Below are 23735 nucleotides of genomic sequence, written 5' to 3' on the forward strand. Positions count from 1 at the left end.
GTCTGTGGTCGGCCGGACTGGTTCTCGCACAAGACGACGGCGGCATACCCGGCGGTTTCCCGACCCGACAACATGAACTATGATTCATGATAGGTGCGAACGGTGATCATTCAGCGGGAGGGATGACGGCATGAAGGTGATCCTTCTCGGCGCGACCGGCATGGTCGGACAGGGCGTCCTGCGGGAGTGCCTGCGTGACGACGCGGTGGAAGGCGTGCTGGTGCTCGGCCGGACGCCGACCGGCGTCCGGCACCCGAAGCTCCGCGAGATCGTGCAGCCCGATCTGACCGACCTCGGCGGGGTCGAGGCCGAACTCTCCGGCTACGACGCGTGCTTCTTCTGTCTCGGCGTCTCCTCGGCAGGCATGAAGGAGGAGGCGTACCGCCGCGTGACCCACGACCTCACGCTCTCCGTCGCCCGGACCGTGTCCGCCCTGAACCCCGGCCTGACCTTCGTCTATGTCTCCGGGCAGGGCACGGACAGCTCCGAGCGGGGCAGGCTGATGTGGGCCAGGGTGAAGGGCAGGACCGAGAACGACCTGCTCGCCCTGCCCATGGACGCCTACATGTTCCGCCCCGGATTCATCCAGCCGATGCACGGCGTCACCTCCAGGACCAGGCTCTACCGGGCCGCCTACCGGGTGACGACGCCCCTCTTCCCGGTGCTGTGGAGGCTGTTCCCGAACCAGCTGACCACCACCGAACGCCTGGGGCGGGCGATGATCGCCGTCGCCCGCTCGGGTGCGCCCGGCCGGATCCTCGGGACGAGGGACATCAACGCCCTCGTCCCGCTCGCTCCGCCGTCCTAGCGACTCACCTTGAGGGACGGGCAGGCCCAGGACAGCGGAGTCCCGTCAGGTGGAGGGCCGTGGTACGTCCCGTCGCTCACCGACAGGTTGACGATGAGGTAGGCGTGCCACGTCCTGCCGACCCCGCGGCCGTCGGCGTGGACGAGGTGGCCGCCCACGTACCACTCCACCGTCCGGGCTCCGAGGACCACCCGGAGTCCGACGGTGGCGCCCGGTGTGACCGTCGGGTCCTGCCAGTACCGGTAGCCACCCTTCACGTGGTTCGAGAGCTCCAGCGTCCCGGGGTTGTCCGGGTGGTACTCGAACACGTCGATCTCGTTGCCGCCGTCACGCCAGGTCCAGATGGCCGGCCAGGCGCCCCGGCCGCTCGGGAGCGTGATCCGGGCATCGATGACATCGCCCGTCCGCACCTCGAACGCCTCCGGGCTCCCCTCCGTGGTGAGCAGGTCGCAGTCCCACAGGTCGTCGGCCTCCCTCGCCTCGGCGCGGAAGACGCCGCCCGGGCAGTAGCGGGGTCTTAGGTGGTCGAGTTTGTGGTCGGAGCGGTTGGTCGGGCCCATGTCGGGATAGGCGCTGCTTCGTCCGGCGGTCCACTGGTGGGCCGAGGTGAAATCAGCGGTGAAGACGACTCGGCGGGTGTGTGGTGTTGAAGTTCGTTCACTCTCCATCCTTTGATTATGGCGTGAGTCACATTTCCGGTAAACATCTGACGATAGGTCAGATCATATGACGAGCAGTCATATTGCTTACGACATGGGCGTCCTGGTGGCTGATGCACCATCAGACATGGTCATTTCTCGATCAGTTGGGCCGCCACGTCGACCCGTCATCCCGGGCGGGGCGGAGTTACCATCGCAGTCCCCAAGGGCGGGGGACAGGGATGAGGGGCGTACAGCTGTCATGACGTACACGCACACACCGCACGACCGGGCCGAGGCCGACCAGGCCACCGGCCCGCTCGCCCTGTTTCCCGGACGCCCGGCGCCCGCGCCGCGCACGCTCGTCGACGTGCTGGACGCCAGCGTCCGCGCCCACCCGCACGAGCCGGCCCTGGACGACGGCTGCACCGCGCTCAGCTACCGGGCGCTGGCCGCCGAGGTCGAGGCGCTGCGCCGCCGCCTGGCGGGGGCCGGGATCGGGCTGGGCGACCGCGTCGGCGTACGGGTGCCCTCGGGCACCAACGACCTCTACGTCTGCATCCTCGCCGTGCTCGCCGCCGGCGCCGCCTACGTCCCGGTCGACGCGGAGGACCCGGACGAGCGCGCGGAGCTCGTCTTCGGCGAGGCCGCGGTGGCCGCGGTCCTCGGTGCCGACCGCACCCTCACCGTCACGGACCACCGGGCCACCGCCCGCCCGGCAGGCCGGCCGAGCCCCGACGACGACGCGTGGATCATCTTCACCTCCGGCTCCACCGGCAAGCCCAAGGGCGTCGCCGTCACCCACCGCAACGCCGCCGCCTTCGTCGATGCCGAGGCCGCGCTCTTCCTCCAGGACGAGCCGATCGGCCCCGGCGACCGCGTGATGGCCGGGCTCTCGGTCGCCTTCGACGCCTCCTGCGAGGAGATGTGGCTGGCCTGGCGCTACGGCGCCTGCCTGGTGCCCGTACCGCGCTCCCAGGTCCGCAGCGGCGCAGACCTCGGCCCGTGGCTCGCCGAGCAGGAGATCACCGTGGTCTCCACGGTGCCCACCCTTGCCGCGCTCTGGCCCGCCGAGGCGCTGAACGAGGTGCGGCTGCTGATCTTCGGCGGCGAAGCCTGCCCGCCCGAGCTGGTCCAGCGCCTGGTCACCGAGGGCCGCGAGGTGTGGAACACCTACGGGCCCACCGAGGCCACCGTCGTCGCCTGCGCCTCGCTGCTGACCCGCGAAGGCCCGGTCAGGATCGGCCTGCCCCTGGACGGCTGGGAGCTGGCCGTGGTGGACGAGGCCGGCGACCCGGTCCCGATGGGCGGCACCGGGCAGCTCGTCATCGGCGGCGTCGGGCTCGCCCGCTACCTCGACCCCGAGAAGGACGCCGAGAAGTACGCCCCGCTGAAGTCGCTCGGCTGGGAGCGCGCCTACCGCAGCGGCGACCTCGTCCAGGCCGAGCCCGAAGGGCTGCTCTTCCTCGGCCGCAGCGACGAGCAGGTCAAGCTCGGCGGCCGGCGGATCGAACTCGGCGAGGTGGACGCCGCCCTGCAGGCCCTCCCGGGCGTGGCGGGAGCCGCCGCGGCCGTCCGGACGGCCAGGGGCGGCAACCAGCTGCTGGTCGGCTACCTGGTCACCCAGGAAGGCTGGGACCACGCCGCCGCCGTCGAGCGGCTGCGCGCCGAACTGCCCGCCGCCCTGGTGCCGCTGCTCGCCCCCGTCGAGGCCCTGCCCACCCGTACGTCCGGCAAGGTGGACCGCAACGCGCTGCCGTGGCCCCTGCCCGACCTGGAGCGGTCCGGCCCCGCCGAGCAGCTCTACGGCACCGAGGCCTGGCTGGCCGAACAGTGGAGCGAGATCCTCGGCGTGCCGGTCGGCAGCGCCCAGGACGACTTCTTCGCGATCGGCGGCGGCAGCCTCGCCGCCGCCCGGCTCACCACGCTGCTGCGCAGCCGCTACCCGGCGGCCGCCGTCCTCGACATCTACCAGCAGCCCACCCTGCGCAAGCTGGCCCGCCACCTCGAGCGCTCCGCGCAGGGCGACGGTGCGGCCCGCACCGTGGGGCTGGTTCCGACCCGGGCCAAGATCGTCCAGCTGCTCCTGCTGCTGCCGCTCTTCACCCTGGTCGGACTGCGCTGGACGGTGGGGCTGCTGGCCCTGGGCAACGTCCTGGAGTGGTTCGGCAGCTACCCCTGGGCGCCGACCGCGTCCTGGTGGGTGGTCGCGGCCGGCGGCCTGCTGCTCTTCAGCCCGCCCGGCCGCCTGGCGATCGCGGCCGGTGGTGCCCGGCTGCTGCTCCGGGGACTCCGGCCGGGCAGCTACCCGCGCGGCGGCAGCATGCACCTGCGGCTGTGGACCGCCGAGCGGCTCGCCGAGCTGAGCGGGGCGACCGCCCTGTCCGGCGCCTGGCTGGTCCGCTACGGCCGCGCACTGGGGGCCAGGATCGGGCCCGAGGTCGACCTGCACTCGCTGCCGCCGGTCACCGGCATGCTCCGGCTCGGCCGGGGCTGCGCGGTCGAGGCCGAGGTGGACCTGTCCGGGTACTGGCTGGACGGGGACCGGCTGGAGGTCGGCACCGTGCGAGTCGGCTCCGGCGCGGTGGTCGGCACCCGCAGCACGCTCTTCCCCGGCGCCCGCGTCGGCAAGCGCTCCCAGGTCGCGCCGGGCTCCAGCGTCACCGCCCAGGTGCCGACCGGCCAGCGCTGGGCCGGTGCGCCCGCCGTGAAGCTGGGCCGGGCCGAGCGGAGCTGGCCCAAGCAGCGCCCGCCGCGCAAGGCCCGGTGGGACGCCGCGTACGGGGCAAGCGCTCTCGGGTTGAACCTGCTGCCCGTGGCCCCCGCACTCGCGGCGCTCGCGGTCGCCGCCCCGTTCGTCCACCCCGGTGACGGCCTCGGCGGCGCCCTGCGGGGCGCGCTCGTTGCGGTGGTGCCCGCCACCCTGGTCTTCGGCCTGGTCTACGCCGCGCTGCTGGCCGCCGCCGTCCGGCTGCTCAGCCTCGGCCTGCGCCCCGGCTGCCACCCGCTGCACGGCCGGGTCGGCTGGCAGGCCTGGACGGTCAGCCAGCTGATGGACCTGGCCCGCGAGCGGCTCTTCCCGCTCTATGCCGGCCTGATCACCCCGGCCTGGCTGCGGGCGCTCGGCATGAAGGTCGGCAGCCGGGCCGAGGTCTCCACCGTGCTGGCCCTGCCCAGCCTGACCACCGTCGGTGACGGGGCCTTCCTGGCCGACGACACGCTGATCGCCCCGTACGAACTGGGCGGCGGCTGGCTGCGTCTCGGCGAGGCAGAGATCGGCAAGCGGGCCTTCCTCGGGAACTCCGGGATGACCGCGCCCGGGCGCGCCGTCCCCGACCGGGGCCTGGTCGGCGTCCTGTCCGCCACGCCGAAGAAGGCCAAGAAGGGCAGCTCCTACCTGGGCATGCCGCCGGTGCGCCTGCCGCGCTCGGCAGACGCCGGCGACCACAGCCTGACCTACGACCCGCCGGCCCGGCTGCTCTGGGCACGCGGCCTGGTCGAGCTGTGCCGACTGGTGCCGGTGCTGGCCTCCGCCGCGCTGGGCGTGCTGACCGTGGCCGCGCTGGCCCGGCTGGCCGAAGCGGGCTCCCCGGTCCCGGCGGCGCTGCTCTCCGGTCTCGTGCTGCTCGCGGCCGGGGTGGCCGCCTGCGGGGTGTCCGTCGCCGCCAAGTGGCTGCTGGTCGGCCGGTTCCGGGCGGTCGAGCACCCGCTCTGGAGCGGCTTCGTGTGGCGCAACGAGCTCGCCGACACCTTCGTCGAGGTGCTGGCGGTGCCCTGGCTGATCGGCGCGGTGCCCGGTACGCCGGTTCTCAACCTCTGGCTGCGCAGCCTGGGCGCGAGCATCGGCCGGGGCGTCTGGTGCGAGAGCTACTGGCTGCCGGAGGCCGACCTGGTCACCCTGGAGGACGGCGTGACCGTCAACCGGGGCTGCGTGGTGCAGACCCACCTCTTCCACGACCGGATCATGCGGATGGATACTGTGATCCTTCGCGAGGGCGCCACACTGGGCCCTGGCGGGATCGTGCTGCCGGGCAGCACCGTCGGGGCCCGCAGCACGCTCGGGCCGGCCTCGCTGGTGATGCGCGCGGAGTCCGTGCCGGCCGACACCCGCTGGCTGGGCAACCCGATCGAGGCCTGGCAGGCCTAGCAGCAACCCGCACACGGCACATGGCACCTCGTAGATCGCAGGGAGCGTACGAACCGGTGAGTCCCAAGCAGGTGCCGGCCCCCGGCGTCGACCCCTACTTCCCGGCCAACGGGGACGCCCGCTACCGGGTCCACCGGTACGAACTCGCGCTGGACTACCGGCCGGGGCCCAACCGGCTCGGCGGCACCGCCCGGCTGAGCGCGGTGGCCGGCGCCGTTCCGCTGCCCGAGTTCGCGCTGGACCTGGCCGAGTTCCGGATCGGCCGGGTGCTGGTGGACGGCCGGGCCGCGCACTACACCCACCGGGCCGGCAAACTGCGCATCCGCCCGGCCAAGGCGCTCGCCGCCGGAGCCGCCTTCACCGTCGAGGTGCACTACACCGGCAACCCCAGGCCGGTGCGCAGCCAGTGGGGCGGCCTGGGCTGGGAGGAGCTGACCGACGGCGCGCTGGTCGCCAGCCAGCCGGTCGGCGCGCCCTCCTGGTACCCGTGCAACGACCGGCCGGGCGACAAGGCCTCGTACCAGATCTCGATCACCACGCCGTCCCCCTACACCGTGGTCGTCGGCGGCCGGCTGCTCACCCGGACCACCCGGGCCAGCAGCACCACCTGGGTGTACGAGCAGCCGGCGCCCACCTCCAGCTACCTGGTGACGGTCTCGATCGGCCACTACGAGACCGTACGGCTCATCGAGCCGTCCCCGGGGCCCGAGCCGCTCCGCGCGGTGCCGCAGACCGCCTACCTGCCCGCCCGGCTGCTGCCGGAGTTCAGCACGGACTTCGGGCGGCAGGCCCAGATGATGCACTTCTTCGAGGACGTCTTCGGGCCGTACCCGTTCGGTGAGTACGCGGTCGTGGTCGCCGACGAGGAACTGGACGTCCCGGTCGAGGCCCAGGGCCTGGCCACCTTCGGCACCAACCACCTCGGCGGCGCGCGCGGTTCGGAGCGCCTGGTCGCCCACGAGCTGGCCCACCAGTGGTTCGGCAACAGCCTCTCGATCGCCGACTGGCGGCACATCTGGCTGAACGAGGGCTTCGCCAAGTACGCGGAGTGGCTGTGGTCCGAGCACGTGGGCGGTCGGACGGCGGCCGAGCACGCGGCCACCGCGCACGCCCTGCTGGCCGGGCTGCCGCAGGACCTGCGGCTGGGCGACCCGGGGAAGAAGCTGATGTTCGACGACCGGCTCTACGAGCGCGGCGGACTGGCGATGCACGCGCTGCGGCGTGCCCTCGGCGACACCGCCTTCTTCCGGATGGTCAGGGACTGGGCCGCGATACACCGGCACGGCACCGTCAGCACCGCCGACTTCATCGCGCACGCGGCGCACTACGCGACGGGGCCGCTCGACGGCCTCTTCGACGCCTGGCTGCACGAGACCTCGCTGCCCCCGCTGCCGGTCGGCACCTGAACACTCACGGGTGCGGCCTTTCCCGGACGGTGAGATGGAGGGCGACCGGGGTCTGGACGGTGGTGGCCACGCGTCGGGCGTCGGTGCCGGACGCGGGCACGAGGGTCCATCGGGCCGCGACGGCGGAGGCGGCCACGGCGATCGAGGCGAGCGCGAAGTGATCGCCGAGGCACTTGCGCGTACCCGAGCTGAAGGGCAGATAGCTGAGGTCGCGGGCGGTGGGCACCCGCTCGGACCAGCGGTCGGGGTCGAAGCGCTGCGGGTGGGGGTAGTCGCCCGGAGCGTGCTGGATCTGATGCGGACTGAAGTAGAAGTCGGTGTCGGCCGCGAAGTGGTGCGGGCCGATCCGCACCTCCCGGATGCTGGTCCGGGTCAGCATCCACTGCGGCGGGTGGTGCCGCAGGGTCTCGGCAGTGAGAGCGCGCAGGAACGGCAGCCGTGCGAGGTCCTCGAAGGCGGGGGTACGGCCTCCCAGGGCGGCGTCCACCTCCTCGTGCAGACGGTGCTGGAAGTCAGGGGCGCGGCTCAGTTCCTGGAGCAGCCAGCACAGGGTGGCGACGGTGGTGTCGGCGCTCGCCACCAGCAGGGGCAACAGCTGCGCGCACAACTCCTCCTCGCTGAACGGCGCATGCGTGCCGTCGTCGCCGGCCGTCAGCAGGGCGTCGAGGATGGTCCCGGGGTCGGGGGAGGCCCTGGCGGCGGCCAGCGCACGGGTGCACGCGTCCTGCAACTGGGCCAGGGCCCGGTCGAATCGGCGATTGGCCGGCAGCGGGAGCCGGTGCACCGCCCGCAGGGGAAGGGCGGTACGGCGGAAGAGCCCGGCGAGCAGGCAGCCGGTGGCGTCCGCCAGTCGGCCGATCTCCGCGGGGTCCAGCGTCGGAAGCAGGGTCCGTAGCGCCACCCGGTGGACGTAGCCCGTGATCGCCCCGATCATGTCGACGGTGGCACCGGGCTGCCAGGCGTCCCGCATGGCCTCGGCCTCGGCGGCCATCACCGGGACGGCATCCGCGATCCGGGCGCGGGTGAACGCCGGCTGCATCAGCCGCCGTTGACGCGGATGCAGGGCGTTGGACGCCGTGAAGAGGCTGTCGCCGATGACCGCCCGGGTCTGCTCGAAGAACGGCCCGGTCTTGTCGAAGGAGCCGCTCTGCGTGACCAGCACCTCGTGCACCATCGGCGCCCGGCAGAGCAGGTAGGCCGGCCGTCTGCCCAACCGCAGCCGCAGGATGTCGGCGGTCGAGCGGCAGCGCTCCAGCCAGGCCACCGGGTCGCGCAGAAGCCGGACGCCGTGACCGATCACGGGCAGCCCGCCGGGCGCGTCGGGCACGGTCGGGGGCGGAATCGTCATCGCCGGCTCTCCGTCAGTTGGTGGGCGCCGCAGGGCGGATCGGGGCGGAGGTGGTCCGCTGCACGACCGCGGACAGGGGGGAACGCCTGCGCGTGGTCATCAGCATCCGTCCGCAGGAGAGGGAGAAGGTCGGGACCGGCCTGACCGCCTTCGCCGAGGCCGGGCACAGCTCCCATCGCGCGGCGAGGGTGGCCAGGACGATGGTCATCTCGGTCCAGGCGAAGCCCTCCCCGATGCAGCCGTGCGGTCCGAGGCCGAACGGGAGGTACGCCTCTGGGGTGACGTCGTCGGCCCGCTCCGGCGACCAGCGCCCGGGGTCGAACCGCCCGGGCTCGGCGAACAGCGCGGGATCGCGGTGCACCGCATAGGGCGAGAACATCACCGTGCTCCCCGCCGGGAGCAGGTGCCCGCCGAGGACGGTGTCCGCGACAGCGGCCCGCGAGAGGAGGTAGCCCGACGGGTAGAGCCGGAGAGTCTCGGTGAGGACCTGGCGCGTGTAGGGGAGCCGGGGCAGGTCCTCGAAGGACGCGGCCCGTCCCGCCAGCACCTCGTCCACCTCGCCGTGCAGCCTGCGCCGGACCTCCGGATGCCGGGCGAGCAGGTGGACGGTCCAGGCCAGCGTCCGGGAGACGGTCTCGGTGCCGGCGGTCAGCAGCGTCATCACCTCGTCGTGGATCTGCCGGTCGGCCATCGGCTCGCCGGTCTCGGCGTCCCGGGTCTGCAGCAGCACCGACAGCAGGTCCTCCTCGCCCCCGCCGCTGCTGCTCCGGCGTTCGGCGACGGCACCCCGGACGATGCCGTTGAGCGTCCGGATGCTCGCCCTGAACCGGCGGTTGACGGGTGTGGGCAGCCTGGCCAGCAGTCCGGTCGGGTCGAGTCCTCGGCTCCCCACCCACCTCATCAGGTGAGGCAGGCCGTCGACGACCTCGGCGGTGCTGCGCCGGTCGATCCCCTGCGAGAACAGGCAGCGGACCACGATCTCGGTCGCCAGCGCGGCGAACTCCTCGTCCGCGGACAGCCTCCGGCCCTCGCTCAGACCGTCCGCCCAGGACTCGGCCAGCCGGCTCATGGTGTCGGCGTAGCCGCGTACCTTGGCGTGGTTGAAGGCGGGCAGGATGAGCCTGCGCTGGCGCCGGTGGAAGGCTCCCTCCGAGAGCAGCAGCCCGTTGCCGGTGATCTGCGCCATCAACCGGTACTGGTCACTGGTCCCGAACTCCGAGGCCCGGCGGCCGAGCATCTCGCGGGCCAGGGCAGGGTCGTTGACCACGAACAGGCGGACCGGCCCGATCCTGACGGCGACGACGTCGCCGTGCCTGCGCAGCTCCTCCAGGAGGGCCAGCCGCTGCCACAGGAGTTGGCGGGCGTGGCCGACGACGGGCAGGGCCCCGGGGGCCTCGGCGGGAACTGCCGGTACGGGCATGGCCGCTAGCCCTTCCTGGTCGGCGCGGATCCCGCTGCGGTGGCGTGGGCCAGGCCGAGCAGGACGAAGATGTCGGCGAGTGCGGGGACGTCGTAGAGCAGCGGTCGCGGGCCCGCCTGGTCGGGCCGGCTGAGGTAACCGCCATCGGGCCGCTGGCAGTCGACGAGGTGGTCGACCGCCCGGCGCAGCGCGCCGCCGCGGGCGGGGGAGCGGCTGAGGGCGATCACCGCGTAGGCGGTGCTGATCGGGTCGCTGGGGTCGCCCGGCCGGTGGCCCCAGCCGCCGTCGGCGTTCTGAACCTCCGCCAGGTGGCGCCCGGCCCGCTGCTTCGCGGCAGCGCGCTCGGCGGCGAGCGCGCCGGATCGGCCGGCGTCGCAGGCCAGTACGGCGCGGAAGACCGCGTTGGTGGCGTTACGGCTCCAGCTGCGCTCGAAGGTCCCGTCCGGCTGCTGGTGCCGGAGGATGAAGCGCACCCCCTCGTCGACGACCGAGCGGTGGCCGGGGTCGGGCGCCAGCGCGTTGACGGCGGCCGCGGTCATCGCGATCTCGGACCGGGTGCCGCGCGCGAAGGTGGGGAAGCCGCCGTCGGGGTTGCGCTGCGCGAGCAGGTAGTGCTCGGCCGAGGCGATGGTCCTCCGGTGGCGGTCGGGGGCGGTGGCGCGCAGGAACTCGATGCCGTACGAGGTGTCGTCCACGTCGCTCTGGGACACGCCCGGGTGGAAGCCGAAGCCGCCGTCGGGGTTCTGCTGCGCGCCGACGGCCTCGGCCATCAGGCCCAGCAGGGGAGTGCGCTGCCCGGCTCCGGCGAGGGCCAGACCGGCGGTGGCGGTGGCGAAGACGTCCATACCGCTGATGAAGGCCAGCCCGCCGTCGGGCCGCAGCCCGGCCGTGACGTACGGGAGGGTCCGCCGGACGGCGGGGCGGTGGGCCGGGTTGCGGCGCAGGGCGAGCAGCCCTACCAGGCGGGCGAGGTTGTTGCACTCCCAGGCGGGCCCCGGCCGGACGGCGGGCATCAGGGCGGCCCAGTCCTGCGCGGTGAGGGCACCCGGGTTGCCGCTGCCGTGGGCGGCGATGACCTTCACGGCGGTCATCTCCAGGTGCAGCCAGCTCTGTTGTCCGCGGGCGTCGAAGGCGTCCGGGGAGCAGCGGGGGTGGTCCGCGGCGCCGAGCTCGGCGAGCAGGGTCTGGAACATCAGGCGCTTACGGGCGGCCGTGAAGTGGTCGATCGAGGCCAGGGCGCGCTCGGCCGAGGTGTCGCCGGGGACGGTCTCGCCGAGTGCGGCGCGGGCGAGAGCGGTCTGGACGGCGTCCGGCGGGCCGGTGTCGAGGGTGGTCTTGAGGTAGCGGGTGAGGCGTTCGCAGGTGTCGGGGTCGGCCTGCTCGGCGGTGAGCAGCCTCAGGGCGAGCGCGGACTCCAGGACGCGGCTCTCGCACGGGGCCTGCAGCAGCCCGTCGGGGCCCACCCGGGCAGCCACCCGACGGGCCAGCCGGTCGCGGCAGCGCAGGGCCGCGGTGTCCGGGGGAGTGACCCGTCCGGGCGCGGGCAGCAGGGCAGAGGTGATCATAAGGGCTTTCCGTGGGGACGTACGCGAGGGCCTAGGCGGGTCGGCCGAGCAGCCGGTCCAGGGCCTGACGGCCCGCGGGGACGAACGGCTGCAGGGCACCGGCCAGGGCCAACTCCGGTGCCAGGAAGGAGCACCAGGCGATCTCACGAGGGTCGGTCTGCAAGGGCTCGCCCGCCTCGGCCTGATGGACCGTCAGCCAGCAGGGGCCGGCCGGCGAGGCGTGGCGGGTGCGGAATATCTCGCGCAGTGTGGGCCGGATGCCGAGCTCCTCCGCCAACTCCCGGGCGGCGGCCTGGGCGTAGGTCTCACCGGCCCGTACCGATCCGCCGACCAGGACGTCGTAGTGGCCCGGGAAGACGGCCGCCCGGGAGGGGCGGCGGTAGACCAGCACCCGGCCGCCGCGGTCGGTGCAGACGGTCGCGGACACGCGGTAGTACAGGCCCAGCCGGGCGGCCAGGCCGCGCGGGCCGCGGGTGACCGGACGGTCGTCGGCGTCGACGTAGTCCACCGTCTCCTCGGTCATGCCTTCGATCACCTCGACCCGTGCGCAGCAAGATCCGCTCTCACGAAGCGTAGCGCATGCCATACTCTCCGTGACTCGGGCGCTTCATCCGAAACAGGGCACGGCTCGCCCACGGCCGCAGCTCGCCAAGGCCCCGCCCGGTCGGTTCGGTGGGCGCGAGCAGGGAGGACACGCATGACCACGGCAACCCCCGGAGTCCGGCCGTCGCCGCGGCCGCAGGGCGGTGCGACGCCCCCCGAGCTCGGGGCGGACGAGGTCGCCGCGTGGGGGAGATCGGGTACGGAACTGATCGACCTGCTCACCCGGGCCCGCCGGCTCGGACCCCTCAGCACCTTCCAACTCGGCCAGCGCCGCATTGTGTTGGTGACCGGCCCGGAACAGGTCCAGCACATCCTCGCCCAGCACCCGGACCGCTACCCCAAGCGCTCCCACCGCGCCCGGGTACTCCTCGGCGAGGGCGTCATCTCGGCCACCGGAGAGGCCTGGAAGAGCCAACGCCGCCTGCTGCAGTCCCAGTTCACCGCGACCGGGATCCGCCGCTACGAGCAGCGGATCGCCGATGCTGCGGGGCGGGTGGCCGACCGCTGGGCCGAGAAGGCCCGAAGCGGCGAGCCGACCGACGTCGGCCAGGACATGCAGTTCTTCGCGCTCGACACCATCTGGCGCTCGCTCACCGACCGGCCCCTGGACGACGACACCCACCGTGAACTGACCGCCGTCGAAACCGTGGTGGCGAGTCTGCCGACGGCGGCCGCCGCGCCGGCCACCTCACCCGAAACGGTGACCGCGGCGCTGGAGCAGATCGACGCCACGGCCTACCGGGCCATCGCCGCAGCCCGCGAGCAGCACGCCGCCGGAGGCGACGGACTGCTGCGCCTCCTGCTGGACACCGCCCGGACCCGTCCCGAGTACACCGACCGGCTCATCCGCGACGAACTGGTCACCCTGCTGGTCGCCGGGCACGAGACCACCGCGAAGACCCTGGCCTGGCTCTTCCTGCTCCTCGACCGGCACCCCGGCATCGCGGAGTGGGCCGCTGCCGCAGGCGCCCCCGGATCGCCGGTGAGCCGCAAGGAGGCGGTCCAGGCGCTCATCAGCGAGACCCTACGGCTCTACCCGGCCGTCTGGCTGATCCCGCGCCACGCCGCCGAGGACGACCTCGTCGACGGGTACCGGATCGAGGCCGGCACCGACCTGCTGCTCTGCCCCTACCTCACCCACCGCGACCCCGAACTCTGGCCCGATCCGTTCGAGTTCGACCCGACCAGGTTCCTCACCCCCGGACGCCGCCCGGGCCGTCCGGGCGCGTACCTCCCCTTCGGCATCGGCCCGCGCGCCTGCCTCGGGCAGCAGTTCGCGCTGCGGGAGATGGCCGTCCTGCTGGAGGCGCTGCTGCCCGCCTACACCCCGGCCTTCCACCGGACGCCGGCCGGCGCGGTCTTCGGTGCCAACCTCCGCCCCGACGGGCCGATGCCCGCCCGGATCCTGCCCCGGCCGAGCGCCGCCGGCCAAGCCCAGAACCCGCAAGGAGCGTCATGCCGTTCGACGAACTGAAGAGCATCCTGGTCTCGATGGGCCTCCTGGAGGGAGAGATCACGCCCGAGGCGATCCGGGAGGAAGCGGGTCTGGACTCCCTCGCGGTGGCCGAACTCACGCTGATCCTGCGGCGCGACAAGGGCGTTCCGGTCTCCGAGGAGGAGATCCACGGCGCCCTGACCCTCGCCGAGGTCGCCGAGGTCGTGAACAGCCGTACGGCGTCGGCCCGGTGACCGCCGACGCGGTCTGCGTCACCGGCGTCGGCCTGGTGACACCGGCCGGCGACGGCCGGGACGCCACCTGGGAGCGCGTGTGCAAGGGGCTGCCGACCACGGTCCTTGAGCAGGCGGCGCACTCGGCGTACCTGGCCTGCCGGGTGCCGCCCTTCGACCCGCAGCGGCTGGGCCGCGCACGCTCCCGAAGGCCCGACCGCTGCACGCAGTTCGCGCTGCTGGCCGCACAGGAGGCGCTCGCCGACGCCGGGCTCGACCCGCAGGCCTGGGACGGCGCCAGGGTCGCCGTGATCATGGGATCCGGCGTCTGCGGCGCCGAGACGTACGAGCGCGAGCACCGCGTCCTGCTGGAGAGCGGCCCGCAGGACGTCTCCCCGTACGCGGTGCCCAGCTCGCTGGCGAACTCGCTGGCCGCGCAGCTGGCGATCGAGTTCCGGGCGACGGGGACCAGCTTCACCGTCAACACCGCCTGCGCCTCCGGTGCGACGGCCGTCGGTTTGGCGCGGGACCTGCTGGCCCTGGACCGCTGTGACATCGCGCTGGTCGGCGGTTCCGAGGCCGCGGTCACGCCCTTCTTCCTCGCCGGATTCGACCGGCTGGGGGCGCTGTCCCGCCGGTACGACGACCCGGCGGGCGCGTTGCGGCCCTTCGACGCGGGCCGCGACGGCTTCGTGATGGGGGAGGGCGCCGGGATGCTCGTCCTGGAGCGGGCGGCCGACGCCCTGGCACGCGGCGCCCGGGTCCGCGCCCGGATCGTCGGGTACGGGGCCTCCTCGGACGCCCACCATGTGGTGGCGCCGCACCCGGAGGGAGCCGGGATCGCCGCGGCCGTCCGGGCGGCGCTGGCCGACGCAGGCGCAGGACCGGCCGAGGTGGCCCACGTCAACGCCCACGGCACCGGGACGGCGCGCGGCGACTCCATCGAGGCTGCCGCACTGGCGGCCCTGCTGCCCCACCAGCCCTCGGTGACCTCGACCAAGGGGGTCACCGGACACCTGCTGGGCGCGGCCGGAGCGGTGGAGGCCGCGCTGACCGTGCTGACGGTCGAACAGGGCCTCGTCCCGCCGACGGCCAACCTGACCGACCTCGCTCCGGACATCGACCTCGACGTGCCCACCGAGTGCCGGCCCGAGCGGCCGGCCCTGGCGCTCTCCACCTCGGTCGGCTTCGGCGGGCAGAACGCCGCACTCCTCGTCGCAGCCCCGTGAACCCCCACCGAAAGCCGTGAAGCCGTGACCCAGCAGCCGACCCTCCCGGAGGCGCTCCCCCCGCTGTCCGTCCAGGACAGGATCACCCTCGACCTCGCCCGCCGCGGCTCCGACAGCGCCATGCACCTGGGGCTGGTGATGCTGCTGGCCGGGCCGGCGCCCACGCGAGAGGACGTGATCGCCCACGTGAGCGCCCGGCTCGGCGGGGCACCCGAGCTGACGTACCGGATCGGCGGGCCGCCCGGCCGCCCGCGCTGGGAGGCCGACCCCGGGTTCGACGTCCGCCGCCATGTGCACGAGCTCGAGCTGCCCAGCGCGGCCGACCCGGACCGGGTAGTGGCGGCGATGCTCGACCGGCCGCTGGAGGAGGACCGGCCCCGCTGGGGCCTGTGGCTGATCCGTTCCACCGACGGCTACGCGCTCTGCTACCGCGCCCACCACGCCTTCCAGGACGGTACTGCGGCGATGGCCACGGTCGAGCAGCTCCTCGGCGCGGCGCGCCCGCAGGCCACCCGGACCCGCCCGCCGCACACTCCCGACCGCCGGCCGGGCCCGCTCACCGCGCTCACCCTGAAGGACCTGCTGCCCCCGGCCAGGCGCACCGCGCCCTGGTCAGGGCTCGGCCACCCCCTCACCGGGCGCCGCCGCGCCACCACCGCCGGCCTCGAGCTGCGCCGCCTGCACGCCGTCAGCCGCGCGACCGGCGCGAGCGTCAACCAGGTCTGCCTGGCCCTCGCCACCGCCACGCTGCGGGCCTGGCACCCGCAGGACTGGCCCGTCGACCACGCCGCCGGCGGCCGCGGACTGCACGCCAACCTCGGCATCAGCCTGCGCGGACCGGACGACTCCCACCGCCTCCTCGGCAACCGGGCGGGCGTCCTGCGCCTGCGCCTGCCGTGTGCCGAACCCTCGCCGCTGCGCCAGCTGGGACTGCTTCAGGAGGAGGTGCCGTTCGCGCGCCTGGCGGATCTTGCCGCGCGCCACCGGAGGCTCTTCCAGAAGCTCCCCTACTGGTGCGGGAAGCTGGGCCTGCGCCACAGCCTCGACCCGCGCTACACACCGCTGAGCCTGGCCGACGTACGCGTCCGCAGACCGCTGGAGTTCGCCGGCACGCCCGTCCACAGCGCCTACCCGCTGCCGGTCTCGGTCCCGGGCCAGCCCCTGTTCATCGCCTGGACGGCCAACCGGGCGCGGCTGCAGACGACGTTCCTGACCGACGAGGCCCTGCCCGGCGGTGGAGACCTTCCCGGCCTCTGGCACCGGTCGATGGAGGCCCTGGAGCACGCCGCCGCGCGCTGACCGGGGCGGCCGCTCAGCGATGCGGGACCCCTCAGCGATGCGGGCCCGGTCGGTGCGGCCGCTGCCGGAGGCGGGCACGCGCGGCGCTGGTGTTGTGCCGCAGCCGCTGGACGACCGAACGCTGGGCATGCCGGATCTGATGGTGGCGGTCGAACTGTTCGGCGAGCCAGTGCGAGCGACGCTCGACATCGAGCTCGTCCAGCAGCCGGTCGATGTTGGCCAGCAGCGCGCCGTGCAGCTCCCACTGCTCCGGCTCCTCCTGGGTCTGGGTCAGCAGAAGGTCGGAGACCGCGTCGCGATCCCGCCGGCCCGCCGCCAGCGACCGGGTCAGCTCGGCCTCGGCCTTCTCGGCGTTGGCCGAGACCTGGGCGGTGATCAGGCGGCCGAAGCCGTCCACGGCATGGGAGAGGTGGAGGAAGAGCCCCTCGAGCCGCTTCGCGGTCTCGTCCCCGTACGCGAGCTGCCCGTCGCGGTCGCGGGCGAGGTCGGTGAGGGAGCGGCACAGGGTGCGCAGCACCACCGCGCAGATCTCCAGCGTGTCGAGGCCGCTGCGCATCACCAGCCGGGTCAGCTCGCCCTGCCGAACGCGGGGGTTGAGCCGCAGGCTCTCCTCGGCCCGGGAGAGCTCGGCGTCGACCTGGGCGATCGCGCGGTCCAGGTTGCGTGCCTCCTCCAGCCAGGCGGTGGCCGTGGTCTGCGAGGTACCGCCGGGGAGCTGCCGGGAGATGTCGGCGAGAAGCCGGCGCATCCGCGAGGCCAGCTCCTCGATCGCGTCGCCGGCGGGCTGTACGTACACCGGGGGCGGCACGAGCGTGTTGAGCAGGATGCCGACCACCGCGCCGATCAGTGTCTCGGCCACCCGGTCCCAGGCGGTGTCCGCGGCGTGCGAGACCCCGAGGACCAGCATCCCGCTGATCGCCACCTCCGGTACGAACTCGTCCACCCGCAGCAGGTGGCCGAGGACGAGGGAGGACACGATGAGCAGACCCAGGCTCCACCAGGTCAGTCCGGCGAGCACCGTGAAGCCGAGGGCGATCAGCACTCCGGCGACCACACTGACCACCCGGCGGACACCGGAGGTGAGCGTCGCGTACAGGGTCACCTGGACCACCAGCAGCGCGGTCAGCGGCGCGAGAAGCGGCGCCGGGCTGTTGGTGAGCCACAGCGCCGCCACGTAGGCGAGCACCGCCGCGACGGTGGACCGGCCGGTCTGGACGACCAGCGGCTCGCTGCGCCGCCTGACCAGGCTGACCACGGATTCGGATACGGCAGGCATTCTCGACCCATCCCCCGCTCCGGGCCGGATAAGCCTCTCCAACGCCTCCTCGCACCCGCTCGGCCCGTTCTTCGGGCCGTTTCTCCGGTCAGGAGTCCGCGGCCGACCTGCCGAGGGATCACGCCCCGAGGCCTTCGCGCCCGGGCCTGGCAATCGCCCGAACGACTGCACTCGGACGCCCGGAGAACCGCCGCGACGGGTCGCGGCGGCAGCCGCTCGTTGCCGTGGTTCTTCCAGGTGGGCGTGAGTATCGAAAACTGCCTGAAAGGGACGTACGGTAGCTAGAACGATGCCGCGAGCGGCCAGGCCTCTCACCTCGTCCGTCATCTCGGCACCACCGCGGGCCGGCCGACACGACTCGGCGCCTTCCGAGCCGTGCCACGCAGGACCAAAAGCCACCGCAAGCATGACGGAGGCGGCCCATGGCCGATCCGAAGGGCTTCCTCACCACCCCCCGTCGGCTCCGCGAGCGCCGGGCGGCACAGGAGCGGGTGGGGGACTGGCACGAGGTCTACCCCCAGCGGGGGCTGCTGCCGATCATCGGCGGCCAGGCGGGGCGGTGCATGGACTGCGGCATCCCGTTCTGCCACAACGCCTGCCCGCTCGGGAACCTCATCCCCGACTGGAACTTCCTGGTCACCTGCGAGGACTGGAAGGGCGCGAGCGCGCACCTGCACGCGACCAACAACTTCCCGGAGTTCACCGGACGGCTCTGCCCGGCCCCGTGCGAGAGCGCCTGCGTCCTGGCCATCAACAGCGACGCGGTGACGATCAAGAACGTCGAGGTCGCCATCGCCGACCAGGCCTGGCAGCTCGGCCTGGAGACGCCCAAACCCCCGGAACGCCTCTCCGGCAAGACCGTCGCCGTCGTCGGGTCGGGCCCCGCCGGGCTGGCCGCCGCCCAGCAACTCACCCGCGCCGGACACACCACCACCGTGTACGAGCGGGCCGACCGGATCGGCGGTCTGCTGCGCTACGGGATCCCCGGCTTCCGGCTGGAGAAGCACCACCTCGACCGCCGGATAGAGCAACTGCGGGCCGAGGGAACCAAGTTCCGGACCGAGGTCGCCGTCGGCACCGACCTCCCGGCCGACGAGCTCCGCGCCCGCTACGACGCGCTCGTCATCGCCGTCGGCGCGACCGCCTGGCGCGACCTGCCGGTGCCCGGCCGGGAGCTGAGCGGGATCCACCAGGCCATGGAGTACCTGCCGCTCGCCAACAGAGTGCTCGAAGGCGACTTCGCCGAACCGCCGCTGACCGCCGAGGGCAGGCACGTCGTCATCATCGGAGGCGGGGACACCGCCGCCGACTGCCTGGGTACGGCCCTGCGCCAGCACGCCGCCGACGTCACCCAACTGGACATCAACCCGCGGCCGGACGACGTACGGGCCGAGGACCAACCGTGGCCGGTCCACCCGAAGATCTACCGGATCACCGCCTCCCACGAGGAAGCCAGGGAACTGGCCCACCTGCGCGAGGACGGCCCAGCTCCCGAACCGGGCGCCGACCCACGGGTCTTCTCCGCTGCCACCATGCGCTTCGAGGGCGACGAGCACGGCAGCGTCCGGTCCCTGCACCTGGTGGAGGTCGAGCCCGCCGAACGGCGTCCCTTGGCGGGGACGGAACGGACGATCAGGGCCGACCTGGTCCTGCTCGCCCTCGGCTTCGCCGGCCCGGAACGCGACAGCGGCCTGACCCACCAGCTCGGCGTGGAGTTCGACAAGGCCGGAAACCTGGCCCGTGGAAGGGACTTCGCCACGAGCGCCGACGGCGTCTTCGTCGCCGGGGACGCCGGACGGGGCCAGTCGCTGATCGTCTGGGCGATCGCCGAGGGCCGGGCCGTGGCCGCCGCCGTGGACCGCTACCTGTCCGGCTCCGGCTCCACCGCCCTGCCGGCCCCCATCGCACCGACAGACCGTCCGCTCGTCGTCTGACGACCCGACGCCCTTCCCCCTGACGCGCCCTCGTCGGGCTGCCAGGGGCGGCCGCGGCCTCCCGGACCGGCTCAGGGATCATGAACACCGGCAGACTGCTGATCCGTGCCCCGCCGCCCGGGTCCCGCGATCGACCGGACGTGAGGCTTCATGCAATCCCTGCTCTCCAGCTTCGTCCCGATCTGGGCGCTGACCGCGGTCGGTTACCTGGTTGGCCGCTCAGGGCTGCTGGGCGCGGAGGCGGAGTCCGTCCTGGGCAGGTTCGTCTTCCATGTGGCCATGCCGGCCGCACTGTTCACCATGATCGCCAGAGCGCCGCTGAGCGGCTTCGCGAACACCTCGATGATCGCCTTCGCGGTCGGTACCGTCCTGGTCTGCGCGCTGGGCTTCACGTTCGGCCGCCGGTTCTTCCGCCGGCGCCTGGCCGACCAGGCGATCAGCGGCATGGCGGCGGGGTACGTCAACTCGGCGAACCTGGGCATCCCGGTGGCGATCCAGGTCCTCGGCGAAGCCTCCTTCCTCGCCCAGGTCCTGCTGTTCCAGGTGCTGCTGGTCTCCCCGGTGATCCTCATGATGCTGGACGGGGACAGTGCCACCGGCACCGGTGGGCGGGGCATACGTCCAGGCCTCGCACGGATGCTGCTGATGCCGGTACGCAATCCGATCATCATGGCCTCCGCACTCGGCGTCCTCGTCTCCGCCGCAGGCCGGCACCTGCCCTCGGCCCTCGCCCGCCCCTGCGAACTCCTCGGCGGAGCCGCCGTCCCCACCGCGCTGGTCACCCTCGGCATGTCGCTGCACGGACGCGCGCCCGCCACCGGAACGGACCGGCGGGCCGAGGTCGGCGTGGCGGTGGCCCTGAAGACCCTCGTACAGCCCCTGGTCGCCCTCGCCGTCGGCGGCCTCGTCCTGCACCTGCCCTCGCACCAACTGCTCGCGGTGGTGCTCTGCTCCGCACTGCCCACCGCCCAGAACGCATTCGTCTACGCCCGCCAGTACGGCCTGAGCACCACCCTCCCTCGTAACGCGGTGCTGTGCTCGACCCTCGTGTCGATGGCCACCCTCTCCCTCATCTACTGGGCCCTGGGCCCGACGCACCGGTAGCCAGGGGGCGGACGCGAGAGGCCGCTTCCCCGACGGCGACGGGGAAGCGGCCTCTGCGGCATCTCGGCGGAGGTTCAGTCACCGCTGTAGCGCGGGGTCTTGTGGATCTGCCCGCGTACGGCGCCGCCGGGGAATTCGACGGTGTGGAGGTTGGTGTAGAAGCCGGCGGGGTTGCTGCGGATGTTCTTCAGGAGCTCGCGGTCGACGCCGCCCACGGTGCCGGTGATCGCGAAGATGCCGGCGGGCACGGGCGTGGTGAACAGGGGCACCTTCACGTCGCCGTTGGTGCCGGCCTTGCCCTGGTGGATGTGGCCGAGGGTCGGCGGGGCGATGCCCACCCATACGAAGCCGTAGGTCAGTTCGGTCTCGCGGACCTTCAGGAAGTTGCTGGCGAAGCCGTCGGGGTCGCCGACCGCGGGCTTGCCGGCGACGGGGACTTCCTGGCCGCCGTCCATGAAGGTGCTGAGGCTTCCGGCACGGACGACGCTCATCAGGTCCACCGGGCGGTTGAGCGCGGTGAGTTGGCCGCGCACGGCCCCGCCGGGGAACTCCGGCGTGTGCAGGTTGACGTAGAAGCCGGACGGGTCGCCACGCAGGGCGTCCAGCGCGGCCGGGTCGGAAACGTTGACGGCGCCGGCGGCGGCGGTGACGCTCTCGGGGAGTGCGGTGGTGGTCAGGTTCGCCTTGACATCGCCGTTGACGCCGGGCCTGCCCTGGTGGATGTGGATCAGGCTGGGCGCCTGCATGCCCTTCCAGCCGAGGGCGAAGGACACGACCGGGCCCTTGACCTTGATGATGGCCACCGCGCTGCCGTCGGGGTCGTTGACGGCCTTGCCGCCCGGCGCCGGTACCTCGTTGCGGCCGCTGAGCCGGGCCTGGAAGTAGCTGGCCTTGTCGTCGAACCTCGCCGCAACGACGGTGGCCGCCTGCGGGTTCGACGAAGGCGTCGAGGTGTGATCGTGCGAGGGACTGGCGTGTCCGGTTGCCGCGGCCGCTCCCAGCAGGGCGATCGACAGCGGGACGGTGAGGATCTTCCGCTTCCACATGGCTGCATCAGGCCTTTCCGCATCGGGGTCTCGCAGTCCAGTACGGAGCGTCACAGCGTTCGACTCACCGTCGCAGCGGCCGAGTTGGCGTGGCCTGTGTCACATGCCGTGTCCGTGGCGGGGATTGAACACCGGGCCGGGCCGGTGCGTACGAGTGGGGGATAACTCGGTTCCCGATGAGTGGAGTTGACGATGTCTCTGCGCACCAAGCGAGTCCTACGCGCCACGGCCGCCGCCGCGGTGCTGACCGTTGCCCTGGCCGCCTGCGGCAGCACGGACTCCAAGGACGCCAAGCCCGCGGCCGAGGCGGCGGCGTCCGCCGCGGCGGGCACGGGGCTGAAGGTCGCCGATGTGGGTCTGGGCCAGATGCTGACGGACTCGGCGGGCCGCACGCTCTACGCCTTCACCGAGGACAAGGACGCCACCAGTACCTGCGGCGACAACTGCATCGCCACCTGGCCGGCCCTGACGACGCCGGCGAAGGCGAAGATGAGCGGCGGCCCGGGCGTCCAGGCAACCCTGCTGGGCACCGCCGAGCGGACGGACGGCGCCTCCCAGGTCTCGTACGACAAGTGGCCGCTCTACTACTACGCCGAGGACACCGCGCCCGGTGCGGTGAACGGCCAAGGCGTGGACGGGGTCTGGTTCGCCGTCTCCCCGACGGGCAAGCTGATCCGTACCGGCGCTGCGGAGAAGACCGAGGGCTGGGGGAGCGTGGAGGCCGGATAGGGCGAGCGCGGCTTCGGCTCCGATGGCCTCGCGCCCGCGTGCTCAGCGGTTGCGCAGGCGCTCCACGTCGCGTCGCTCGCGCTTGGTCGGGCGTCCCGCGCCGCGGTCGCGTTGGCCGACCGAGGCGGCGTCCTCGTGAGCCGGTGGCGGCGGGCTGTTGTCGACGTAGCACTCGGCAGCCGCTGCCGCCCCGACCCGCTTGCGCACGAGGCCGGAGACGACGACCACCCACTCGCGGCCGCCCTGGTACACCCGGACCTCGTCGCCGAGCCGTACCGCGTGAGCCGGCTTGACGCGCTCGCCGTTGACACGGACGTGGCCGGCCCGGCACGCGGCCGCGGCGAGCGCGCGGGTCTTCGTGAGCCGGACCGACCAGGTCCAGCTGTCGACCCGTACCGTTCCCTCGTCTGAAGCCATGCCACGACCTTAATCCCAGGCCATGACCCCGATCTCGGGCTGCGGCCGTCACCCGTGCTGCAGCCGTCACCCGTAGAGGAGCGATCCCGGCGTGGTGAGCTTCTGGCCCGTCTCCAGCCAGGTCTTCAGACCGGAGAGGATCATCGGCCAGCCGCCGTAGAGCTCGTCGTTCGCACCCTCGCGCAGCTGGTCGTGGGTGACGGTCAGGCGGCAGGAGTCGCCGACGGGCTCGATCTCCCAGGTGACCCGGGACGTTCCCTCGCTCTTCACCTCGTCACTCCAGAGCGCGACCATGCTCTGGACGAGCCGGCGCGGCGGGTCGACCTCGAGGTTCTCGCCCTCACCGAGCGGCCCGGGGGCACCCGGGGAGCTCATCTCGTAGCGCGAGCCGGGCGTCCAGTCCGAGGTCACCCGGGCTCCGAAGTTGTACTTGCTCCTGATCTCAGGATCGGTGATCGCCTCCCAGAGGCGCTCGGGAGTGGTGCGGATGTAGATCTCGAAGACCTTCTGCATGGGACTCTCCAGTCGGCTCTTGAGGCCGCTGAGCGCAGCAGCCCAGGGTTCCGCGTACTTGCTCACCCACCGGTCGTGGACGAGCCGGATGGGGACGGGGTTCAGGAAGTGGAGCTTCTCCCGGCCTCGCCGCCTGGTCACGACCAGGCCCGCCTCCTCGAGCTGCTTGAGGTGCTTCATCACGGCGAAGCGCGTGATGTCGAACCGCGCCTCGAGCGCGCTCAGCGTCTGCCCGTCCTCGCGGAACAGCTCGTCCAGCAGGCTGCGCCGCGTCGGGTCGGCAAGGGCTTTGAATACCGCGTCCACACTCCGACAATAGGTGACCTTTTGGTCACATGTCAACGAGCACTCCGGCCTCATCGGCCGACGGGCGGACGGAAGACGGGCACGTTGTAGGGGAGTGAGGTGCCCATCCCCGGCGTTCACGCCGCGGAGGAAGTCAGCTCCTCACTATCGCCGGACGGTCTGGCGACCCGCTGTCATGACACGCCTCCTGCAGGGTGCACCCGGGCGGTGGTCGGTGGGAGCGCGGGGTGTGATCCGTCCCCTTCCGTCCTGTTCTCCATGGTGTCGACATGGGAAAGT

The 23735-nt window shown here is 73.0% G+C and carries 19 protein-coding genes; 10 read left to right on the plus strand and 9 right to left on the minus strand.

Annotation, left to right across the window (positions count from 1 at the left end):
• The first annotated feature begins 130 nt into the window (after positions 1-130).
• A complete protein-coding gene (locus FB465_RS34340) occupies positions 131-808 on the plus strand; it encodes an NAD-dependent epimerase/dehydratase family protein (protein ID WP_145796861.1) in 678 nt (225 codons plus the stop codon).
• On the opposite strand, the gene FB465_RS34345 is transcribed toward FB465_RS34340, so the two are convergent.
• A complete protein-coding gene (locus FB465_RS34345) occupies positions 805-1476 on the minus strand; it encodes a LamG domain-containing protein (protein WP_145796863.1) in 672 nt (223 codons plus the stop codon). The two genes, FB465_RS34340 and FB465_RS34345, sit on opposite strands and share 4 nt — an antisense overlap.
• Positions 1477-1708: 232 nt before the next feature.
• Between FB465_RS34345 and FB465_RS34350 the strand changes: the two genes are divergently transcribed.
• Positions 1709-5593 carry a Pls/PosA family non-ribosomal peptide synthetase gene (locus FB465_RS34350; RefSeq protein ID WP_145796865.1) on the plus strand — a complete coding sequence of 1295 codons (3885 nt, stop codon included), beginning with the start codon at positions 1709-1711 and terminating at the stop codon, positions 5591-5593.
• Between the two features lie 20 nt (positions 5594-5613).
• Positions 5614-6999: a M1 family metallopeptidase gene (locus FB465_RS34355; protein ID WP_211785922.1), complete on the plus strand. Its 1386-nt coding sequence runs from the start codon at positions 5614-5616 to the stop codon at positions 6997-6999.
• 4 nt (positions 7000-7003) lie between these two features.
• On the opposite strand, the gene FB465_RS34360 is transcribed toward FB465_RS34355, so the two are convergent.
• Genes FB465_RS34360 through FB465_RS34375 form a run of 4 tightly spaced genes read right to left on the minus strand, consistent with a single transcriptional unit; the run spans position 7004 to position 11855 of the window.
• Complete coding sequence (locus FB465_RS34360) at positions 7004-8347, minus strand: cytochrome P450 (RefSeq protein WP_145796869.1); 1344 nt, start codon at positions 8345-8347, stop codon at positions 7004-7006.
• 13 nt (positions 8348-8360) lie between these two features.
• Positions 8361-9767, minus strand: coding sequence for a cytochrome P450 (locus tag FB465_RS34365; RefSeq protein ID WP_145796871.1), 1407 nt, complete (start codon positions 9765-9767; stop codon positions 8361-8363).
• 5 nt (positions 9768-9772) lie between these two features.
• Positions 9773-11332, minus strand: a complete 1560-nt coding sequence (locus FB465_RS34370) for a prenyltransferase/squalene oxidase repeat-containing protein (protein ID WP_145796873.1) — start codon at positions 11330-11332, stop codon at positions 9773-9775.
• A gap of 31 nt (positions 11333-11363) precedes the next feature.
• The gene (locus FB465_RS34375) at positions 11364-11855 is read right to left on the minus strand and encodes an NUDIX domain-containing protein (RefSeq protein ID WP_246193071.1); all 492 of its coding nucleotides are present in this window, start codon (positions 11853-11855) and stop codon (positions 11364-11366) included.
• Between the two features lie 174 nt (positions 11856-12029).
• Here FB465_RS34375 and FB465_RS34380 point away from each other — a divergent pair, with 174 nt between their 5' ends.
• Genes FB465_RS34380 through FB465_RS34395 form a run of 4 tightly spaced genes read left to right on the plus strand, consistent with a single transcriptional unit; the run spans position 12030 to position 16131 of the window.
• The gene (locus FB465_RS34380; protein WP_145796876.1) at positions 12030-13409 is read left to right on the plus strand and encodes a cytochrome P450; all 1380 of its coding nucleotides are present in this window, start codon (positions 12030-12032) and stop codon (positions 13407-13409) included.
• Complete coding sequence (locus FB465_RS34385) at positions 13391-13624, plus strand: acyl carrier protein (RefSeq protein WP_145796878.1); 234 nt, start codon at positions 13391-13393, stop codon at positions 13622-13624. The genes FB465_RS34380 and FB465_RS34385 overlap by 19 nt, the downstream gene beginning before the upstream one ends.
• On the plus strand, positions 13621-14832 hold the full coding sequence (locus tag FB465_RS34390) for a beta-ketoacyl-[acyl-carrier-protein] synthase family protein (protein WP_145796880.1): 1212 nt from the start codon (positions 13621-13623) through the stop codon (positions 14830-14832). The genes FB465_RS34385 and FB465_RS34390 overlap by 4 nt, the downstream gene beginning before the upstream one ends.
• 24 nt (positions 14833-14856) lie before the next feature.
• Positions 14857-16131, plus strand: a complete 1275-nt coding sequence (locus FB465_RS34395; protein WP_246193073.1) for a wax ester/triacylglycerol synthase family O-acyltransferase — start codon at positions 14857-14859, stop codon at positions 16129-16131.
• Positions 16132-16162: 31 nt separating this feature from the next.
• Here FB465_RS34395 and FB465_RS34400 read toward each other — a convergent pair whose 3' ends face one another.
• Positions 16163-17407 (minus strand): FUSC family protein, encoded by a 1245-nt coding sequence (locus tag FB465_RS34400; protein WP_145796881.1) that lies wholly within the window; start codon positions 17405-17407, stop codon positions 16163-16165.
• Between the two features lie 422 nt (positions 17408-17829).
• Between FB465_RS34400 and FB465_RS34405 the strand changes: the two genes are divergently transcribed.
• Together FB465_RS34405 and FB465_RS34410 are read left to right on the plus strand one after the other, a co-directional pair.
• A complete protein-coding gene (locus tag FB465_RS34405; protein ID WP_145796883.1) occupies positions 17830-19341 on the plus strand; it encodes a glutamate synthase subunit beta in 1512 nt (503 codons plus the stop codon).
• 150 nt (positions 19342-19491) lie between these two features.
• Entirely contained in the window at positions 19492-20445 is a 954-nt protein-coding gene (locus tag FB465_RS34410; protein ID WP_145796884.1) for an AEC family transporter, read from the plus strand.
• Between the two features lie 74 nt (positions 20446-20519).
• Here FB465_RS34410 and FB465_RS34415 read toward each other — a convergent pair whose 3' ends face one another.
• Complete coding sequence (locus FB465_RS34415) at positions 20520-21491, minus strand: CHRD domain-containing protein (RefSeq protein ID WP_145796886.1); 972 nt, start codon at positions 21489-21491, stop codon at positions 20520-20522.
• 192 nt (positions 21492-21683) lie between these two features.
• Between FB465_RS34415 and FB465_RS34420 the strand changes: the two genes are divergently transcribed.
• On the plus strand, positions 21684-22220 hold the full coding sequence (locus FB465_RS34420) for a COG4315 family predicted lipoprotein (RefSeq protein ID WP_145796888.1): 537 nt from the start codon (positions 21684-21686) through the stop codon (positions 22218-22220).
• Positions 22221-22262: 42 nt separating this feature from the next.
• Here FB465_RS34420 and FB465_RS34425 read toward each other — a convergent pair whose 3' ends face one another.
• The gene (locus tag FB465_RS34425) at positions 22263-22637 is read right to left on the minus strand and encodes an RNA-binding S4 domain-containing protein (protein ID WP_145796889.1); all 375 of its coding nucleotides are present in this window, start codon (positions 22635-22637) and stop codon (positions 22263-22265) included.
• Positions 22638-22703: 66 nt separating this feature from the next.
• A complete protein-coding gene (locus tag FB465_RS34430; RefSeq protein ID WP_145796891.1) occupies positions 22704-23456 on the minus strand; it encodes an ArsR/SmtB family transcription factor in 753 nt (250 codons plus the stop codon).
• Between the last annotated feature and the right edge of the window lie 279 nt (positions 23457-23735).

Source organism: Kitasatospora atroaurantiaca, assembly GCF_007828955.1.
Lineage (GTDB): Bacteria > Actinomycetota > Actinomycetes > Streptomycetales > Streptomycetaceae > Kitasatospora > Kitasatospora atroaurantiaca.